The sequence below is a fragment of the Thermococcus prieurii genome (genome assembly GCF_054657655.1).
Window position 1 is genome coordinate 440,427 of sequence record NZ_BAAHYH010000001.1, and the last position, 13,449, is coordinate 453,875.

19 protein-coding genes are annotated in these 13,449 nt (G+C 55.2%); 13 read left to right on the top strand and 6 right to left on the bottom strand.

All coding sequences use genetic code 11. From position 1 onward, the window contains the following. Positions 1–131 precede the first annotated feature (131 nt). The gene (locus ACYQ04_RS02515; protein ID WP_099211615.1) at positions 132–944 is read right to left on the bottom strand and encodes a slipin family protein; all 813 of its coding nucleotides are present in this window, start codon (positions 942–944) and stop codon (positions 132–134) included. Then, complete coding sequence (locus tag ACYQ04_RS02520; protein WP_460127295.1) at positions 941–2,272, bottom strand: NfeD family protein; 1,332 nt, start codon at positions 2,270–2,272, stop codon at positions 941–943. The genes ACYQ04_RS02515 and ACYQ04_RS02520 overlap by 4 nt, the downstream gene beginning before the upstream one ends. A 97-nt stretch (positions 2,273–2,369) precedes the next feature. Between ACYQ04_RS02520 and ACYQ04_RS02525 the strand changes: the two genes are divergently transcribed. From ACYQ04_RS02525 to ACYQ04_RS02550, 6 genes are read left to right on the top strand one after another with little or no spacing between them, the layout of a single operon-like run. Then, a complete protein-coding gene (locus ACYQ04_RS02525; RefSeq protein ID WP_460127108.1) occupies positions 2,370–2,678 on the top strand; it encodes a hypothetical protein in 309 nt (102 codons plus the stop codon). After that, positions 2,645–3,490 (top strand): DNA-3-methyladenine glycosylase family protein, encoded by an 846-nt coding sequence (locus ACYQ04_RS02530; protein WP_460127109.1) that lies wholly within the window; start codon positions 2,645–2,647, stop codon positions 3,488–3,490. Before ACYQ04_RS02525 ends, ACYQ04_RS02530 begins: the two co-directional genes overlap by 34 nt. Positions 3,491–3,511: 21 nt before the next feature. Beyond that, positions 3,512–3,679 (top strand): hypothetical protein, encoded by a 168-nt coding sequence (locus tag ACYQ04_RS02535; protein ID WP_460127110.1) that lies wholly within the window; start codon positions 3,512–3,514, stop codon positions 3,677–3,679. Further along, positions 3,672–4,127: a type II toxin-antitoxin system VapC family toxin gene (locus tag ACYQ04_RS02540; protein ID WP_460127111.1), complete on the top strand. Its 456-nt coding sequence runs from the start codon at positions 3,672–3,674 to the stop codon at positions 4,125–4,127. Before ACYQ04_RS02535 ends, ACYQ04_RS02540 begins: the two co-directional genes overlap by 8 nt. After that, complete coding sequence (locus ACYQ04_RS02545; protein ID WP_460127112.1) at positions 4,124–4,471, top strand: hypothetical protein; 348 nt, start codon at positions 4,124–4,126, stop codon at positions 4,469–4,471. Before ACYQ04_RS02540 ends, ACYQ04_RS02545 begins: the two co-directional genes overlap by 4 nt. Then, positions 4,468–4,866: a hypothetical protein gene (locus tag ACYQ04_RS02550; protein WP_460127113.1), complete on the top strand. Its 399-nt coding sequence runs from the start codon at positions 4,468–4,470 to the stop codon at positions 4,864–4,866. The genes ACYQ04_RS02545 and ACYQ04_RS02550 overlap by 4 nt, the downstream gene beginning before the upstream one ends. 142 nt (positions 4,867–5,008) lie before the next feature. Here ACYQ04_RS02550 and ACYQ04_RS02555 read toward each other — a convergent pair whose 3' ends face one another. Continuing rightward, positions 5,009–6,088, bottom strand: coding sequence for a DUF512 domain-containing protein (locus ACYQ04_RS02555; RefSeq protein ID WP_460127114.1), 1,080 nt, complete (start codon positions 6,086–6,088; stop codon positions 5,009–5,011). Positions 6,089–6,145: 57 nt separating this feature from the next. On the opposite strand from ACYQ04_RS02555, the gene ACYQ04_RS02560 reads away from it, so the two are divergent. Continuing rightward, positions 6,146–6,679, top strand: a complete 534-nt coding sequence (locus ACYQ04_RS02560; RefSeq protein ID WP_460127115.1) for an adenylate kinase family protein — start codon at positions 6,146–6,148, stop codon at positions 6,677–6,679. Here the strand turns inward: ACYQ04_RS02560 and ACYQ04_RS02565 are convergent. Then, positions 6,664–7,149, bottom strand: coding sequence for a type II toxin-antitoxin system VapC family toxin (locus ACYQ04_RS02565; protein ID WP_460127116.1), 486 nt, complete (start codon positions 7,147–7,149; stop codon positions 6,664–6,666). The genes ACYQ04_RS02560 and ACYQ04_RS02565 overlap by 16 nt on opposite strands. A gap of 58 nt (positions 7,150–7,207) precedes the next feature. Here ACYQ04_RS02565 and ACYQ04_RS02570 point away from each other — a divergent pair, with 58 nt between their 5' ends. From ACYQ04_RS02570 to ACYQ04_RS02580, 3 genes are read left to right on the top strand one after another with little or no spacing between them, the layout of a single operon-like run. Further along, a complete protein-coding gene (locus ACYQ04_RS02570; protein WP_460127117.1) occupies positions 7,208–7,975 on the top strand; it encodes a LamB/YcsF family protein in 768 nt (255 codons plus the stop codon). A 4-nt stretch (positions 7,976–7,979) separates the two neighbouring features. After that, the gene (pxpB, locus tag ACYQ04_RS02575; protein ID WP_460127118.1) at positions 7,980–8,666 is read left to right on the top strand and encodes a 5-oxoprolinase subunit PxpB; all 687 of its coding nucleotides are present in this window, start codon (positions 7,980–7,982) and stop codon (positions 8,664–8,666) included. After that, positions 8,659–9,651 carry a 5-oxoprolinase subunit C family protein gene (locus tag ACYQ04_RS02580; protein ID WP_460127119.1) on the top strand — a complete coding sequence of 331 codons (993 nt, stop codon included), beginning with the start codon at positions 8,659–8,661 and terminating at the stop codon, positions 9,649–9,651. Before pxpB ends, ACYQ04_RS02580 begins: the two co-directional genes overlap by 8 nt. Here ACYQ04_RS02580 and ACYQ04_RS02585 read toward each other — a convergent pair whose 3' ends face one another. Further along, positions 9,652–10,086 (bottom strand): UPF0179 family protein, encoded by a 435-nt coding sequence (locus ACYQ04_RS02585; protein ID WP_042690696.1) that lies wholly within the window; start codon positions 10,084–10,086, stop codon positions 9,652–9,654. It lies immediately after the preceding gene. Positions 10,087–10,120: 34 nt separating this feature from the next. Continuing rightward, entirely contained in the window at positions 10,121–11,173 is a 1,053-nt protein-coding gene (locus ACYQ04_RS02590; RefSeq protein WP_460127120.1) for an NAD(P)-dependent glycerol-1-phosphate dehydrogenase, read from the bottom strand. 68 nt (positions 11,174–11,241) lie between these two features. On the opposite strand from ACYQ04_RS02590, the gene ACYQ04_RS02595 reads away from it, so the two are divergent. From ACYQ04_RS02595 to ACYQ04_RS02605, 3 genes are read left to right on the top strand one after another with little or no spacing between them, the layout of a single operon-like run. Next, positions 11,242–12,051: a DUF63 family protein gene (locus ACYQ04_RS02595; RefSeq protein WP_460127121.1), complete on the top strand. Its 810-nt coding sequence runs from the start codon at positions 11,242–11,244 to the stop codon at positions 12,049–12,051. Between the two features lie 10 nt (positions 12,052–12,061). After that, entirely contained in the window at positions 12,062–12,832 is a 771-nt protein-coding gene (locus ACYQ04_RS02600; RefSeq protein ID WP_460127122.1) for a bifunctional fructose-bisphosphatase/inositol-phosphate phosphatase, read from the top strand. Next, on the top strand, positions 12,822–13,436 hold the full coding sequence (locus ACYQ04_RS02605; protein ID WP_460127123.1) for a rhomboid family intramembrane serine protease: 615 nt from the start codon (positions 12,822–12,824) through the stop codon (positions 13,434–13,436). The genes ACYQ04_RS02600 and ACYQ04_RS02605 overlap by 11 nt, the downstream gene beginning before the upstream one ends. The last annotated feature ends 13 nt before the right edge of the window (positions 13,437–13,449 follow it).

A 13,449-nucleotide genomic window follows, 5' to 3' on the forward strand; every position in this document is an offset into this window, starting at 1 on the left:
GCCGACACCTCCGGTAAAATCATGACAGGCATGCTCTAATTTAAGGCCTATGGTGCACTGCGATTATCGCTTAAGGAAAAGTGCTTTTAGCTTTTGCGGTGGAAATAAAAAGAAGTAATCGCCAGAAATGTTCATTCGGCGGTCTCTTCCTTCTCTTCCTTTACCTTAGCCGTGTACGTCCTCGCTGCATCCCCGACGGCTTGAAACAGCTTCAGCATCTCCATCGGAAGCGGCAGGACTATGACGTTGCTCTTGTCTCCCGCGACGTCGCTTATCGTCTGGAGCGTCCTGAGCTGGAGCGCCATTGGGTGTTCGCTGATAATCTCCGCCGCCTCGCGAAGCTTCTCGGCCGCCTGTCTTTCGGCCTCAGCGAGTAGAATCCTCGCCCTCCTCTCCCTCTCGGCCTCGGCCTGTCTCGCCATAGCCTTCTGCATTCCGCTCGGAAGCTCGACGTCCTTTATCTCCACCGTGGTCACCTTGATGCCCCATGGGTCGGTGGCCTCGTCTATAATCTTCTGGAGCTGAAGGTTGAGCTTTTCTCTTTCACTGAGCAGTTCGTCGAGGTGAGCCTGTCCGATGACACTCCTCAAGGTGGTCTGGGCAATCTGACTGGTTGCCATTATGTAGTTGCTGACCTGGGTGACGGCCTTAATCGGGTCAATAACCCTGAAGTAAACGACCGCGTTTACCCTGACCGGGACGTTGTCCTTGGTTATGGTCTCCTGGACAGGAACGTCGAGAACCCTCGTACGGAGGTCAACTATAACGGCCTTTTCGAAAATCGGTATGATGAAGAACAGTCCAGGCCCCCTAGCACCGACGACCCTACCGAGACGGAAGATAACGGCCCTCTCGTACTCTTTGACGATTTTTATTGCGCTCGCCAGTATAATCAAAACAAAAAGCAAAACTATTCCCAAAACGATGGTCCCAATCGCCATCATTCACCACCCCTAACCTTCTCAACTATGAGAGTCAGCCCTTTCACCTTAAGGACCCTAACCCTTTCCCCGACCTTAATCGTCGAACCGTCCTTTGAGACGGCCTTCCAGAGCTCCCCACGAACCTTTATGACCCCCTCGGGGTTGAGGTCCTCAACGACCTTTCCGATTTCTCCTATGAGCTCTTCCCTTCCGGTTTCAGGCTTTCTGCGGTGAGCTCTGACAACTGCAGCCATTCCGAAGAGGAAAAACAGCGCCAGCAAGACGCCCGTGACTATGATTGCAATCCTAAGGGTCTCGAAAGTCGAAGCGCTCACGAGGTAGACACCTCCCCCACCTTTGCCGAAGAGTATTAGGCCCCCAAGGATGAAGCTAACGAGACCAGCAACCGTGAAGAGTCCGAACGTCGGTGTCAGCGCCTCCGCGATGAAGAAAATCATGCCGAGTATTACCAGCACGAGACCTGCCTCGTTGTAGCCGAAGTAGCCCATTCCAATGATGCCAAGAACGAGCAGGATTGCACCGAGCGTCTCCGGAACGTGCCAGCCGGGAGTCAGGAAGCCGAAGACGAGGCCGAGCATTCCAACGACAAAGAGGAGATAAGAAACGGCAGGGTTGGCAAGGAACGTGACTATGCGGTAGCTTATTGAGGGGTTCAGCTCCCTTATCTCGACGTTCGTGAAGTTTAACGTAACGTAGCCTTTTCCAGCCACGGGAACCTTTGTCCTCATCCCGTTGGCCTTCCGGAGGAGGTCGGGAACGTCGTCCGCAATCACCTCAATCACGTGGGCCTTCAGAGCCTCCTCGGGCGTTAGGCTCAGGTCCTCCATAACGAACTTCTCGGCGGCCGTAACGTTTCTGCCGCTCTCCTCTGCCAGAGAACGCATGTAAGCGGTGTAGAAGTTCCTAATCTTTGCAGGAGCGCGTATTATACTCCCGTTTGCGGCGTAGCCGAGTATTGGCTCGCAGGCCCCTATGCTCGTTCCGGGGGCCATGGCTATAAGGTGAGCGCTCATCGCGATGTAAGTTCCAGCGGAGGCTGCAATTGCTCCCCTTGGATAAACGTAGATTATCACGGGGACCGTCGAGTTCTGAATCAGGGAAACGATGCGCATCATCGCGTCTCCCTGGCCGCCGGGTGTGTTGAGCTCGACAATCAGCGCCTCCGCGTGATGTCCTTCTGCAGTCTTTATGTAGCTCGCGAACTGGTCGGCGGTGTACTGCGTTATCGTGCCCTCTATCTTACCCACGTAGACAACTTTCTTGTCGGCGGAAACGCCGGGGAGAAGCAACATTGAAACGAACAGGACTACGAGCAGGGCACGTCTCATGGCTCTCATCAAAGGTGATACCACTTAAACGTTTAAAACTTTTGCCTGCGGGTTAGAGTTAGGAAAGCCATTTATAGACCAACCCCTAACGGGAAACATGCTGGCAGAAACTTACAGGCGCTATCGCCTTGCGAGGGGTGACGAAAAGAGAAAGCTCGCCAGAGACCTCGTGATGGAACTTTCCAGGTACTCCCATAGAGAGCCGTTCTGGGATGAAGTGAGAAAGCTCAATCTGAAGCCGGATAAGGTTAAGGAGGTAATGCTATTCCTCGAGGAGAACGGGGAAATCGAAATAAGGCGCTCATCCGACGGGAAGAGGCTCTGGGTCTTGACCCTAAGGGATATAAGGCGCAACCCCGTAAAGCTCGACCGATGGTTAGTGTTGAAAAAACAGCAAAGGAAATGATACGCAACGGCACCTGGACCTTCAAGGGCGGCACATTCTACCAGGCCCTGAGGCTGAGCAACGGAAAGATTGGAGTGGTCGCCTACGACGGGGACTTTCGCTTCCCCGAGGAGTGGGGAAGAAGTGAGAGGAAGGAAGCGAGGGAAAGGCTGACCTTCATACTGGGCCTTGACACTGACCTCAACGCTTTCTACGCCGAAATAGGCGATTCGCCCTTCGCGTTCCTCATCGAGGAGTTCTACGGCCTAACGATTCCCGCATCGCCGAGCCCCTACCAGGCCCTCGTCGAGGTGATAGCTCAACAACAGGTTAACTACGAGTTTGCCCAGCGGACGATTAGAAACCTCGTGGAACTCGCAGGAGAGCCCGTTGGCGAACTCTACGCATTTCCGACTGCCAAGCGGATTGCCGGGCTGAGCGAGGAGGAGCTGAAGAAGGCCAGACTTGGTTATAGAGCGGGCTACATAAAGTCCCTCACGGAGTCCTACCTGAAGGGTGAGCTGAACCTCGAACTCTGGAGCTGGGACGTTGATGATGCTATCAAATACCTCACGAGGTTCCGCGGAATAGGGAAGTGGAGCGCGGAGCTGTTCCTTGCTTATGGCCTGAGGAAGAACGTCTATCCAGCGGGGGACCTCGGCCTGAGGAGGGGAATAGCGAAGATTTTCGGCAAAAGGCCGAAGGAGGTCAAGGAGAGGGACGTTAGGGAGCTCATCGAGCCCTACGGAAGGTGGAAGGGGCTTCTGGCCTTTTACATTCTCTGCTACGACAGGAAGACCGAGATGGAGAGGAAGGTTAAAATACGGGGTTGAGGAAAACAAGGCGGTGGGACGATGCTCGTTGATATGAAGACTCTCTCCGTTCTGATGGAAGTGCGGGCCAAGAAGAGGGCAAAGAAGGGCTCCGCCAAGAGAATGCTGGGCATACTCGAGGGAAAACTGCCCGAGGGCATGACCAGCGTGGAGCTGATTAGGAAGATGAGGGAGGAGGAGTATGATTAGAGCATATCTCGATACAAACGTCCTCCTAAACGTGTGGTTTAAGGAGGAAGACCCAAAAACAGGAGCCAAGCTGTGGAAGGCCCCACTTCGGATTTTAGAGCTCATTGAGGAAGGCAAAATTGAAGGTGTAGTCTCGATATTCACGCTTATGGAAAGCGCCCACGTCTTCAAAAGGAACGGAATGAACCCTGAGAGAGTCAGGGAGATTGAAGACGTTGGTATAGAGGTTTACATTCCCAACGAACTCGTTTTAATTGACGCTTTCTCCTTCCAACTAAAGCTTGAAACCGACCCATATGACTCCGTTGCGCTGGCTTCTGCACTGGCATCGAGGTGCGATGTTCTGGTAACAAGAGACGAGTCCTTCAGAAAGAAAGCACGAGAGCAGATAACAATGCTTAGTCCGGAGGAATTTATTGAATGGCTTTCAATGCGTGATGAACCATGAAAGTAACGGTTGTCTTACCCCGCGAGAAGTTCAAATCCCTGAAGGGAAAGGACGTTAAAGCCCTAATCAAGGAGAACCTGCCCAGGGTTGAGGAAACACTCAAGGCCGAGCGGGAGGAGTTCCTTCGGGAGAAAATCGGGAAGCTCGAGGAGAAGCTCCGGGAAATGGAGAACCAGCTCGACGAGCTGAGGGAGTTCTACGAGAAGGCCCTGAGGGACAAGGAGCTAATGATGGCGGAGCGCGATAAGCTGAGAAAGGAGAACGAGGAACTCAGGAAAAAGCTCGAGGCGAAGAAAAGTTCACAAACTGTGAACGACTCGTTCACGGAGCGTGAACGAATATGAAGCTCACAATCAAACCAGATAGGGGCTTCGGGAAGGTTGAGGTCGAGCTCAACGAGGCCTTGTGGGCCGAGATTGAGAAGCTCGCGGAGCGCTACGGCGTCTCTCCTGAGAGGATTATTGAAATCGCACTCGCCGGGGAGTTTAGGGAGTCAAAGGGAAAGCTTGAGGAGCTCGAGAGGAAAGCTGAGGAGCTCGAAAAGAAGGTCTGGAAGCTCGAAAAGGAGTATGCCCCACTCCGCTACAAGGCCTACGGCCTTAGCGAGGACAACAAAATCCTCGCAATCGAGCTCTCCGGCCTGATAGCGGAGAACAACGGGTTGAGGCGCTTCTTGAGGCTCCCCCCGAACAGGAACCTTGAGCTGAGAAAGCTTATATCCTACTACCTTCAAGGTTGAAGCGCGGATGATGACAGCGAATTGCACTGATGTTGATGACGAGGACTGGCCCTGACGCCGTCCCGGGCCGGCCGTGATGAATCCAAGACGGGATGAGCGAAGGCGATGATATACCCTATGAGCGCCGAGCCGGCCCGGGGCGCTAAATTGCCCCAACCTTCTCAAGAACGCGCGGTATCTCAACCGGCTCGAGGGCGCTCTCGACAATGTAGCCCTTCTCCACGAGGATTCTCGAAACGAGCTCCTCCCGCGTGAAGCCGTCCAGTGTTCTGTCGCCGTAGAACATTAGCTCCGGCAGAAGAAGCAGGCCGAGGTCGACCTCCGGAAGCTTTTCAACGGTTCTGAGAACGTCCCTGCCCGTGAGCAGGCCGGCGGTTCCTATGTTCCCGCCGAAGAACTCGTTTTTGACGGCCACAACAGGAATCCTCGAGAAGATTCGCCTCAGCTCAGGATAGGCCAGCTCGCCGGTCAGTATGTAGGTCGGCATCTCCGGCTCGAGTTCAAAGGGGCCAACATCGAGCCGGAACTCGCCGAGGAGGGCCTTGAAGATGGGCGGAATCACGACCTTTATCCCGGTCCCTCCCCCTACATCTAGGGCCGTCTCCTTGACGAAGGTTAGCTCGTCCCTCGTTAGGGGCCTAACGTCCCTGTTGTACCTCGTCACCCCAACGGGGAAAAGCCTGACCTCGGCAACGCCCATCGAGGCTAAATCCCGGATTATCTCACCGATGTCGTCGACGTTGTAGCCGGGCGTCAGGATTATGTCCGCTATTACCCTGAAAGTCTCTGCCACGAGGGGGAGGAGGTCTATCAGCCTTCCCGCAAGCGGGCTTCTCATGAGGGCAATCCTCTTTTCCTTCTTTGTCGTGTGGACTGAAATCTGCATCTCGTCGAGGCCGGCTTTCTGGAGGCTCTCAATCCTTTTCTCGTCCAGTCCGACGTTTCCGGCAGTGTCGGTAACACGAATCCACAGCTCGGGATAGTGCTCGCTCACGTAGGCAATCCTTCTCTCGAGCTCCGGGTCGTTCAGGGTGTCGTGGAAGGAAACGCGGTAAATCATCTCGGGCGGATTCTGCCGGAGGTAGCAGAAGAGGCAGTAGCTCCCGCACGGGCCGGCCCTGCTCGACGGAGGAATGACTACCAAATCGTCCCGCTCATCGACGCCGTCCAGCTCGTACTTGGTGATTCTCCTCAGCTTGAAGTCCTCGGTGAACTCGTACATGCTCGAAACTCGAGCTGGGTTTTTAAAAGCTTAAGGTGAACCCGGTACGGTGGTGGCATGATAATAGCTGTAACCGGAACGCCCGGGGTCGGAAAGACGACGGTTTCGAAGCTTTTGGCGGAGAGGCTCGGCTACGAGTACGTCAGCCTGAGGGACTACGCAATGGAAAAGGGCATCGGCGAGATGAAGGGCGATGAACTTGAGGTCGAGGTTGACGAGCTGGCCTACAACTTCGAGCGGGACTTCAAGGGGAGGAACGTCGTCGTTGACGGGCATCTGAGCCACTTCCTCAACGCAGACCTCGTGGTTGTACTTAGGGCACATCCGAAGCTAATCGGTGAAAGGCTGAAGGAGAGGGGCTATTCGAGGGAGAAAGTTGGAGAAAACGTCGAGGCCGAGTTGGTTGATGTCATTCTTGTCGAGGCCCTTGAGGAGAACGAGAACGTCATAGAGGTTGACACGACCGGAAAGACGCCGGAAGAGGTTGTGAACGAGATTTTGGGGCTGATTGAGAAAGGTGTCATGAGAAGGGTCGGCGTAGTTGACTGGAGCGAGGTCTACGACGAGGTGATTCCCTACCTGCGCCTCTGACGCCTCCTCTTTTTCCTCGGTATGAGCTTAACGGGACTGCCACAATTGGGACAGATACCTTCAGGGGGCATCTCGGAAAAGCGCTTCCCACAGCCGATGCAGACGTAGTTCCAGTGTATCACGCGCTTTATCCCGCGCTTGAGGGTCTTGAAGGGAATTCCGAGGGTTCTGGCTATGTTCTGGAGGTTGTAGTCGTCGGTGAGAAGAGTGGCCTTGAGCTCGTACGCCAGGGCGAGAACCTCAAGGTCTGCCTCGCTGAGCTCGTTGAGCTCACCCGTCTTTCTCGCGGCTTCCATAACCGCTTTAACGCTCTCCATTGAAGGGACGAGCACCTTAACCTTTCCCGCGCTTATCAGACCCTCAAGGAAGAGCTTCGACTCGGGGTCCTTAACCTCTTCAACGACCTTCGGCGTCGTGAAGCCCTCTACATCTATCCCCTGAATGAATATCGCGGTGTCTATCACATGCATGGTTCAAACTCTGGGAAAGCCTTTTTTAGATTTCCGTCGAAATGAGGCCGGTGGGAGCATGAGGGTGGATTTGAACTCCGACCTCGGGGAGAGCTTTGGGAGGTACAAGTTGGGCCTCGACGAGGAGGTCATGAACTATATCACGAGCGCCAACATTGCTACGGGCTGGCACGCAGGCGACCCGCTGGTTATGAGAAAGACCGTCAGGCTCGCGAAGGAGAAAGGAGTTGAAGTCGGCGCGCACCCAGGTTATCCGGATTTGATGGGCTTCGGGAGGAGGTACATGAAGCTCACACCCGAGGAAGCTCGTAACTACATCCTCTACCAGATTGGAGCACTCTACGCATTCACGAGGGCTGAAGGCCTCGAACTACAGCACGTCAAACCTCACGGAGCATTTTACAACGCCCTCGTTAAAGAGGAGGAGCTCGCGAGGGCGGTTATAGAGGGGATAGCGGACTTCGATAAAAAGCTAATTTTTGTAACGCTCTCGGGCTCGAAACCAGCAGAAATAGCGGAGGAGATGGGCGTCAAGGTTGCCCACGAGGTCTTCGCCGACAGGGCCTACAACCCGGACGGAACCCTCGTCCCGCGCTCGAAGCCCAACGCTGTAATCCACGACAAGGAGGAGATAGCGGAGCGCGTTATCTCTATGGTCAAGGACGGCGGGGTTAGAGCCATAAACGGCGAGTGGATTGAGCTTAAGGCAGATACAATCTGCGTCCATGGCGACAACCCGAAGGCCGTTGAGATAGCAAAACACATCCGGGAGGCCCTTGAGTGGGAAGGGGTTAGGATAGTGCCGATGAAAGAGTTCATCAGGTGAGACCATGAACTTCAAACCCCTCGGCGACTCTGCCCTGCTGGTTTCCTTCGGAGAGGTCATCGACGAAGAGACCAACGACCGCGTTCACGCCCTCGCGGGGGCGATAGAAAAAGCCAGCTTCGAGTGGCTCGTCGAAGTCGTTCCCGCGTACTCTTCCCTCGCGGTAATCTACGAGCCGGAGCTCATAGACTTTGAAAGGGTCAAGCGGGCAATCCGGGAGCTTGAATTCTCGGCTGAGAAGTTCGAGGGGAGGCTCGTTGAGATTCCGGTTCTCTACGGCGGTGAGTACGGCCCGGATTTGGAGTTCGTAGCGGAATACAACGGCCTGACTCCTGAGGAGGTCATCGAAATCCACTCGAGGCCTGTTTACCGCGTCTACTTCCTCGGCTTTCTGCCCGGCTTCGCCTATCTGGGTGGAATGGACGAGCGCATAGCGATGCCCCGCCTTGAGAAGCCCAGACTGAAGGTTCCTGCTGGCTCGGTTGGGATAGCCGGAAAGCAGACCGGCATCTACCCCCTCGAAAGCCCCGGCGGCTGGAGGCTCATCGGCAGAACCCCCCTGAGGCTCTTCAACCCATCAAAGGAACCGCCCACTCTTCTCCAGCCCGGCGACAGGGTAAAGTTCGTGCCGATTGATGAAGGGGAGTTCGAAGAGCTCTACAGGGCTGAATGGGGGCGCGAAAATGATTGAACTCCTCCGCGTTCCCTCGTTGCTGACGGTTCAGGACTCCGGCAGAAGGGGCTACAGGAAGCTTGGCGTCCCGGTTTCCGGTTACATGGACGACTACTCAGCCAGAATAGCCAACTACCTCGTCGGAAACCCCGGCGATGCCCCGCTTTTGGAGTTCCTCCTGACCGGGCCAACGCTGAGGTTCAACGCTTCAGCTGTCTTCGCCGTTGCCGGCGATGTTGACGTCAGGCTCAACGGCGTTCCCATTGAATCCTGGACGAGCCACTGGGCGAAGCGGGGAGACGTCCTCGAAGTTGGGACGCTGAGGAGCGGTCTCTACGGCTACATTGCCTTCGCCGGCGGGATAAAGTGCGAGAAGCTCTTGGGCAGTTGTTCGACCTACGCCAAAGCCAACCTCGGAAGGCCACTGAAAGCCGGCGATAAACTTACTCTCGGCTACGCAATATTGACCGGCAAAGAGGGGCGCAGACTTCCCGGGGAACTGAGACCAGACTACTCGGCAGAGGAGATAACCGTCGGCGTCGTTCTCGGCCCGGATTTGGAGCACTTCACAGAGGAGGGTGTGAGGACGTTCCTGAGCGAGGCCTTCACCGTAACGCCGGAATCGGACAGGATGGGCTACCGCCTCGACGGAAAAGCGATAGAGCACTCCGAGAAAGGCGCTGGAATAGTTACGGGCCCGCTTGTCCCCGGGACGGTTCAGGTTCCTCCCAATGGAAAGCCAATCGTGATGATGCGCGACGCTCAAACCACCGGAGGTTACGCGAGGATTGGCGTCGTTGCGAGTGCACATCTGCACCGGCTTGCCCAGCTGAGGCCCGGTTTTAAGGTGCGCTTTAGGGAGACGAGCGTCGAAGATGCCAGAAACGAGCTCTTGAAGAAGGAGAAGACGCTTGAGGCGATAAGGCTTTTCATTGCCGGGAGAATGAGGGCCTACAGAATAAAAACCGAAAAAATGGAGACGATAGCATTTGCCGGGAAGTAATCACTCCTTCTTGCGCATTACCTTGGCAATCTTGTAGGTCTTTCCGTCGCACTCGATTTCTCCCGTTATCTCGATGATTTTCACGTGGTCGCCCTCAAAGAGGCCCTCCGGCTTGAAGAGGTCCCTCTTCTTGGGGTCACTGCACTCCTCGAACTTCAGCTGAATTATCGAGCCGACTATAGCTAATCTCGGCTCTATCGCCACCTCGACGCTCGGCTCGACGACCTCAACGACGCGAACCTTGCCCTCGTGCAGTGGACAGGAGTGCGACGGCATGCTCCTCACGCGCAGAATCTTGTACCTCCTGCCCGGTTCAAGGTTTCCGACGCAGACTCCAGCCAGCTTGCAGGTTTTGCACGGCTCGGCCGGTCCGTAGAATATGAACTCAACACCCGGTTTCGCAAGCTTTTCACCGACTAACGTGATTATGGCCATTCCAAACACCTCCTGAAGTTGTGAGAGATGATAGTCAGATAACTCCGGTGATTTTAGCGGCTTTCTCGGCCGCTTCGCGGGTGAGGCCGTCCTTTCCAAGGATTGTGTAGCGCTCGGGCCTTATCGTGTGAGCAATCGTGAGGGCCTCGATTATAATTTCCGGCTCGATTCCGAGCTCGTATGCTGTAGTTGGTGCGCCGACCCTCTTTAAGGTTTCCCTAACGCGCTCCCACTTCATGCCGTGGAGGTAGGCCATTATAATCGTCCCGAGTCCCGTCTGCTCGCCGTGCAGAGCCGGTTTGTCGAGGAGCATGTCGAGTGCGTGGCTGAAGAGGTGCTCCGCACCGCTCGCGGGTCTTGAAGAGCCTGCTATGCTCATGGCAACGCCCGTGGAGATTAGGGCCTTTATGACCTTCCTAACGCTCTCCTCGTTGCCGAGCCGTATTATGTCGGCGTTCCTCATGACCATCTTCGCGCTCATTAGACTGAGTGAGGCCGCGTACTCGCTGTAGTATTCGCCACGAATCCTGTGCGCCAACTGCCAGTCCCTTACGGCCGTCAGGTTGCTTATAGTGTCCCCAACCCCTGCCGCGAGGTAGCGGTAGGGTGCGGTTTTGATAACTTTAACGTCCGCTATGACCGCTATCGGCGGGACGGCCTTGACTGAAGTTTTGGCGCCCAAATCCCTTATCGAGGCATTGGCGCTCGCTATGCCGTCGTGGGAAGCTGTAGTTGGGAAGCTGATGAAGGGAACGCCCGTTTTGAAGGAGGCGAGCTTGGCGACGTCTATTATGCTCCCCCCACCAACCGCGATGACCCAGTCGGCGCTTTCGTCCTTTATCAGGTCTATCGTCCTCTCAACTCCCTCCATCGTCGCGCCCTTTCTAACGGTGAGCGGAACGACTTCGTACTCGGATTTAAGGCTATCCTCAACGTCCTTACCGGCTATCTCCTTCGTTCTCGGCCCGTAGAGTATAAGGGCCTTCTCGCCGAGGCCCAGCCGTCTCGCAACGTTCACAACTTCCCCTTTAAGGTCCTCGCCCAGCAGAACCTCGCGGGGAAGCTGCATCAGATGAACTCCCTTCATTCTCCCACCCCTAACCTCTCGGAAGGAAAAGCTTTAAGGCTATCGGAACAACCGTCTATGGTGGTCGAATGAGCTTTGGGGAGTTTTTTTACCGCTATTTCGTTGAACCTATAAAGTACAATCAGGGTTACAACGTCGTGAACACCCTCGTTTACGCCATAATCCTCGGCGTCGCCGTTCTGCTCCTGTATAAGATGCTCAAAAAGATGGGGATAAAGGTAGACGAGCGGTTCTTCGTCGCCCTGATGCCCTACATACTCCTCGGCCCGCTGATGAGGAGCATAACTGACCTCGGTGCTCTCCCAAGAACCTACCTGACCGTCAGCCCCGGCGGTTACTTCGTCATAGCGGGCTTCGCGATAGCGTCCCTCTTTGCCGTCTGGATGCATCTCGGACCGGATGACAGACTCTACCCAATCTATCGCGACTTCGGGTGGGTCCTCGTCGCGGGTCTGCTCTTCATAGCGGTCATCAACTGGGAGAAGTTTTCGGTCAGGTGGGACTACTTCAAGTACTTCCTCCCAAGCCTTCTCGTTGCTGAATCCTTCATCTGGCTCCTCTCAAGGAAGTTCGAGCTCGTGAGGAACAACAGGATACTCTTCTACACCCACTTCTACGACGCGACGACGACGTTCGTTGGAATCCAGTTCTTCGGCTTCTGGGAACAGCACGTTCTCGCGAGGACGCTGATGAACCTGTTTGGAACGCCAGCCGTTATGTACCTCGAGAAGCTCGTTATAATCACGCTCGTGGTTTACGTTCTCGACAGGCTGATGACCGATGAGGACCCCGAGCTTATAAACTTCGTCAAGCTGACGGTCTTCATCCTCGGATTCGGTCCGGGAACGAGGAACCTGCTCATAGCCCTGTTAAGCTGAGGTGGTTGAGATGGAGTTTGCGTGGAATGAGATTGCCCTTAACATGGCAAAGGATTTGGAGAAGACGATAATGCCCCTCTTCGGAACAAAGAAGGCCGGGGAAAACGTCGGAACGAACGTGAGCGGTGACGTGACGAAGTACGTTGATAAGGTCGCGGAGGACCTGATTATAAGGCACCTCAAACCGCTCGGCGTCAACATAGTGAGCGAGGAAGTCGGAGAGATAGACGTTGGAAGCGACTACACAGTTGTCGTTGACCCCCTCGACGGCTCTTACAACTTCTCGATGGGAATCCCGATATTCGCTTTCAGCTTCGCCGTCTTCAAGGAGAGGGAACCCGTTTACGGGGCAATCTACGAGTTCTTCCCGAAAGCCTTCTACGAGGCCATTCCGGGTGAAGGGGCTTACCTCAACGGAAGGCAGATTCACGTCAACGAGCCCGAGCCTGGGAAGGAGGCGATAAGCTTCTACACGCGCGGAAGATGCCTCGGACTCGTGAAAAGAGTTAAGCGGGTCCGCGTTCTCGGGGCGATAGCGGTAGAGATGGCCTACACCGCCAAGGGCTCGCTTGACGGGGTCTTTGACATAAGGAACTACGTTAGACCAACGGACATAGCGGCTGGGGTTATGCTCGTCAGGGAAGCCGGTGGACTGGTGACCGATGAGAAGGGAAAACCCCTTGAGTTCGAGCTGAAGGCTGAGGTTAACACCAACGTTATCGCAGTCGCGAACGAGAGAATCCTGAAAATAATCCTGGAGGAGCTGGAGAATGAGCCTTGAGCGCTACTTCCACCGCTACGGGAAGGCAACCTTCACGCTCTTCCTCATAAACGTCGCCGTCTATGTGGTTGAGGCAATCCTCAGCAGGAACCCGATAAGCATCAGCGGGAACGTCTTAGCGACCCTCGGCCAGTGGAACTACGCTGTTCTGCACCTCGGGGCTTGGTGGCAACCCTTCACGGCGATGTTCGTCCACGTGAATATAATCCACATCTTCTTCAACATGTACTTCCTCCTCGTCATGGGGAGCCAGCTTGAGAGAATACTCGGGCCCAAGCGGGTCGCCATGATTTACATAGTCTCTGGCTTAGCAGGAAACCTCCTGACGCTGTTCCTTATGCCTCCCAACGTCGTCAGTGCGGGCGCGAGCGGGGCGCTCTTCGGTATCGCGGGGGCGCTGATAACAATCACAGGCGTCGTCGGCGGAAACATGCAGATGGCCCTTATGAACGCCTTCGTGCTGTTCCTAATCAACAGCTTCCTGCCAGGGGTTAACGCCTACGCCCACCTCGGCGGACTTCTCGCCGGAATCCTCATAGGCTACTACTACGGCAAGGTCATAAAGAGGAAGCTTACGTGGGCCTACGCGTACGACTACTATTAGCGAAAGATTTAAA

What these genes read in the sequence shown, in the direction of transcription:
- ACYQ04_RS02515 (WP_099211615.1), bottom strand. Translation starts at nt 944, where the DNA reads ATGATGGCGATTGGGACCATCGTTTTGGGAATAGTTTTGCTTTTTGTT.
- ACYQ04_RS02520 (WP_460127295.1), bottom strand. Translation starts at nt 2,272, where the DNA reads ATGAGACGTGCCCTGCTCGTAGTCCTGTTCGTTTCAATGTTGCTTCTC.
- ACYQ04_RS02525 (WP_460127108.1), top strand. Translation starts at nt 2,370, where the DNA reads ATGCTGGCAGAAACTTACAGGCGCTATCGCCTTGCGAGGGGTGACGAA.
- ACYQ04_RS02530 (WP_460127109.1), top strand. Translation starts at nt 2,645, where the DNA reads ATGGTTAGTGTTGAAAAAACAGCAAAGGAAATGATACGCAACGGCACC.
- ACYQ04_RS02535 (WP_460127110.1), top strand. Translation starts at nt 3,512, where the DNA reads ATGCTCGTTGATATGAAGACTCTCTCCGTTCTGATGGAAGTGCGGGCC.
- ACYQ04_RS02540 (WP_460127111.1), top strand. Translation starts at nt 3,672, where the DNA reads ATGATTAGAGCATATCTCGATACAAACGTCCTCCTAAACGTGTGGTTT.
- ACYQ04_RS02545 (WP_460127112.1), top strand. Translation starts at nt 4,124, where the DNA reads ATGAAAGTAACGGTTGTCTTACCCCGCGAGAAGTTCAAATCCCTGAAG.
- ACYQ04_RS02550 (WP_460127113.1), top strand. Translation starts at nt 4,468, where the DNA reads ATGAAGCTCACAATCAAACCAGATAGGGGCTTCGGGAAGGTTGAGGTC.
- ACYQ04_RS02555 (WP_460127114.1), bottom strand. Translation starts at nt 6,088, where the DNA reads ATGTACGAGTTCACCGAGGACTTCAAGCTGAGGAGAATCACCAAGTAC.
- ACYQ04_RS02560 (WP_460127115.1), top strand. Translation starts at nt 6,146, where the DNA reads ATGATAATAGCTGTAACCGGAACGCCCGGGGTCGGAAAGACGACGGTT.
- ACYQ04_RS02565 (WP_460127116.1), bottom strand. Translation starts at nt 7,149, where the DNA reads ATGCATGTGATAGACACCGCGATATTCATTCAGGGGATAGATGTAGAG.
- ACYQ04_RS02570 (WP_460127117.1), top strand. Translation starts at nt 7,208, where the DNA reads ATGAGGGTGGATTTGAACTCCGACCTCGGGGAGAGCTTTGGGAGGTAC.
- pxpB (WP_460127118.1), top strand. Translation starts at nt 7,980, where the DNA reads ATGAACTTCAAACCCCTCGGCGACTCTGCCCTGCTGGTTTCCTTCGGA.
- ACYQ04_RS02580 (WP_460127119.1), top strand. Translation starts at nt 8,659, where the DNA reads ATGATTGAACTCCTCCGCGTTCCCTCGTTGCTGACGGTTCAGGACTCC.
- ACYQ04_RS02585 (WP_042690696.1), bottom strand. Translation starts at nt 10,086, where the DNA reads ATGGCCATAATCACGTTAGTCGGTGAAAAGCTTGCGAAACCGGGTGTT.
- ACYQ04_RS02590 (WP_460127120.1), bottom strand. Translation starts at nt 11,173, where the DNA reads ATGAAGGGAGTTCATCTGATGCAGCTTCCCCGCGAGGTTCTGCTGGGC.
- ACYQ04_RS02595 (WP_460127121.1), top strand. Translation starts at nt 11,242, where the DNA reads ATGAGCTTTGGGGAGTTTTTTTACCGCTATTTCGTTGAACCTATAAAG.
- ACYQ04_RS02600 (WP_460127122.1), top strand. Translation starts at nt 12,062, where the DNA reads ATGGAGTTTGCGTGGAATGAGATTGCCCTTAACATGGCAAAGGATTTG.
- ACYQ04_RS02605 (WP_460127123.1), top strand. Translation starts at nt 12,822, where the DNA reads ATGAGCCTTGAGCGCTACTTCCACCGCTACGGGAAGGCAACCTTCACG.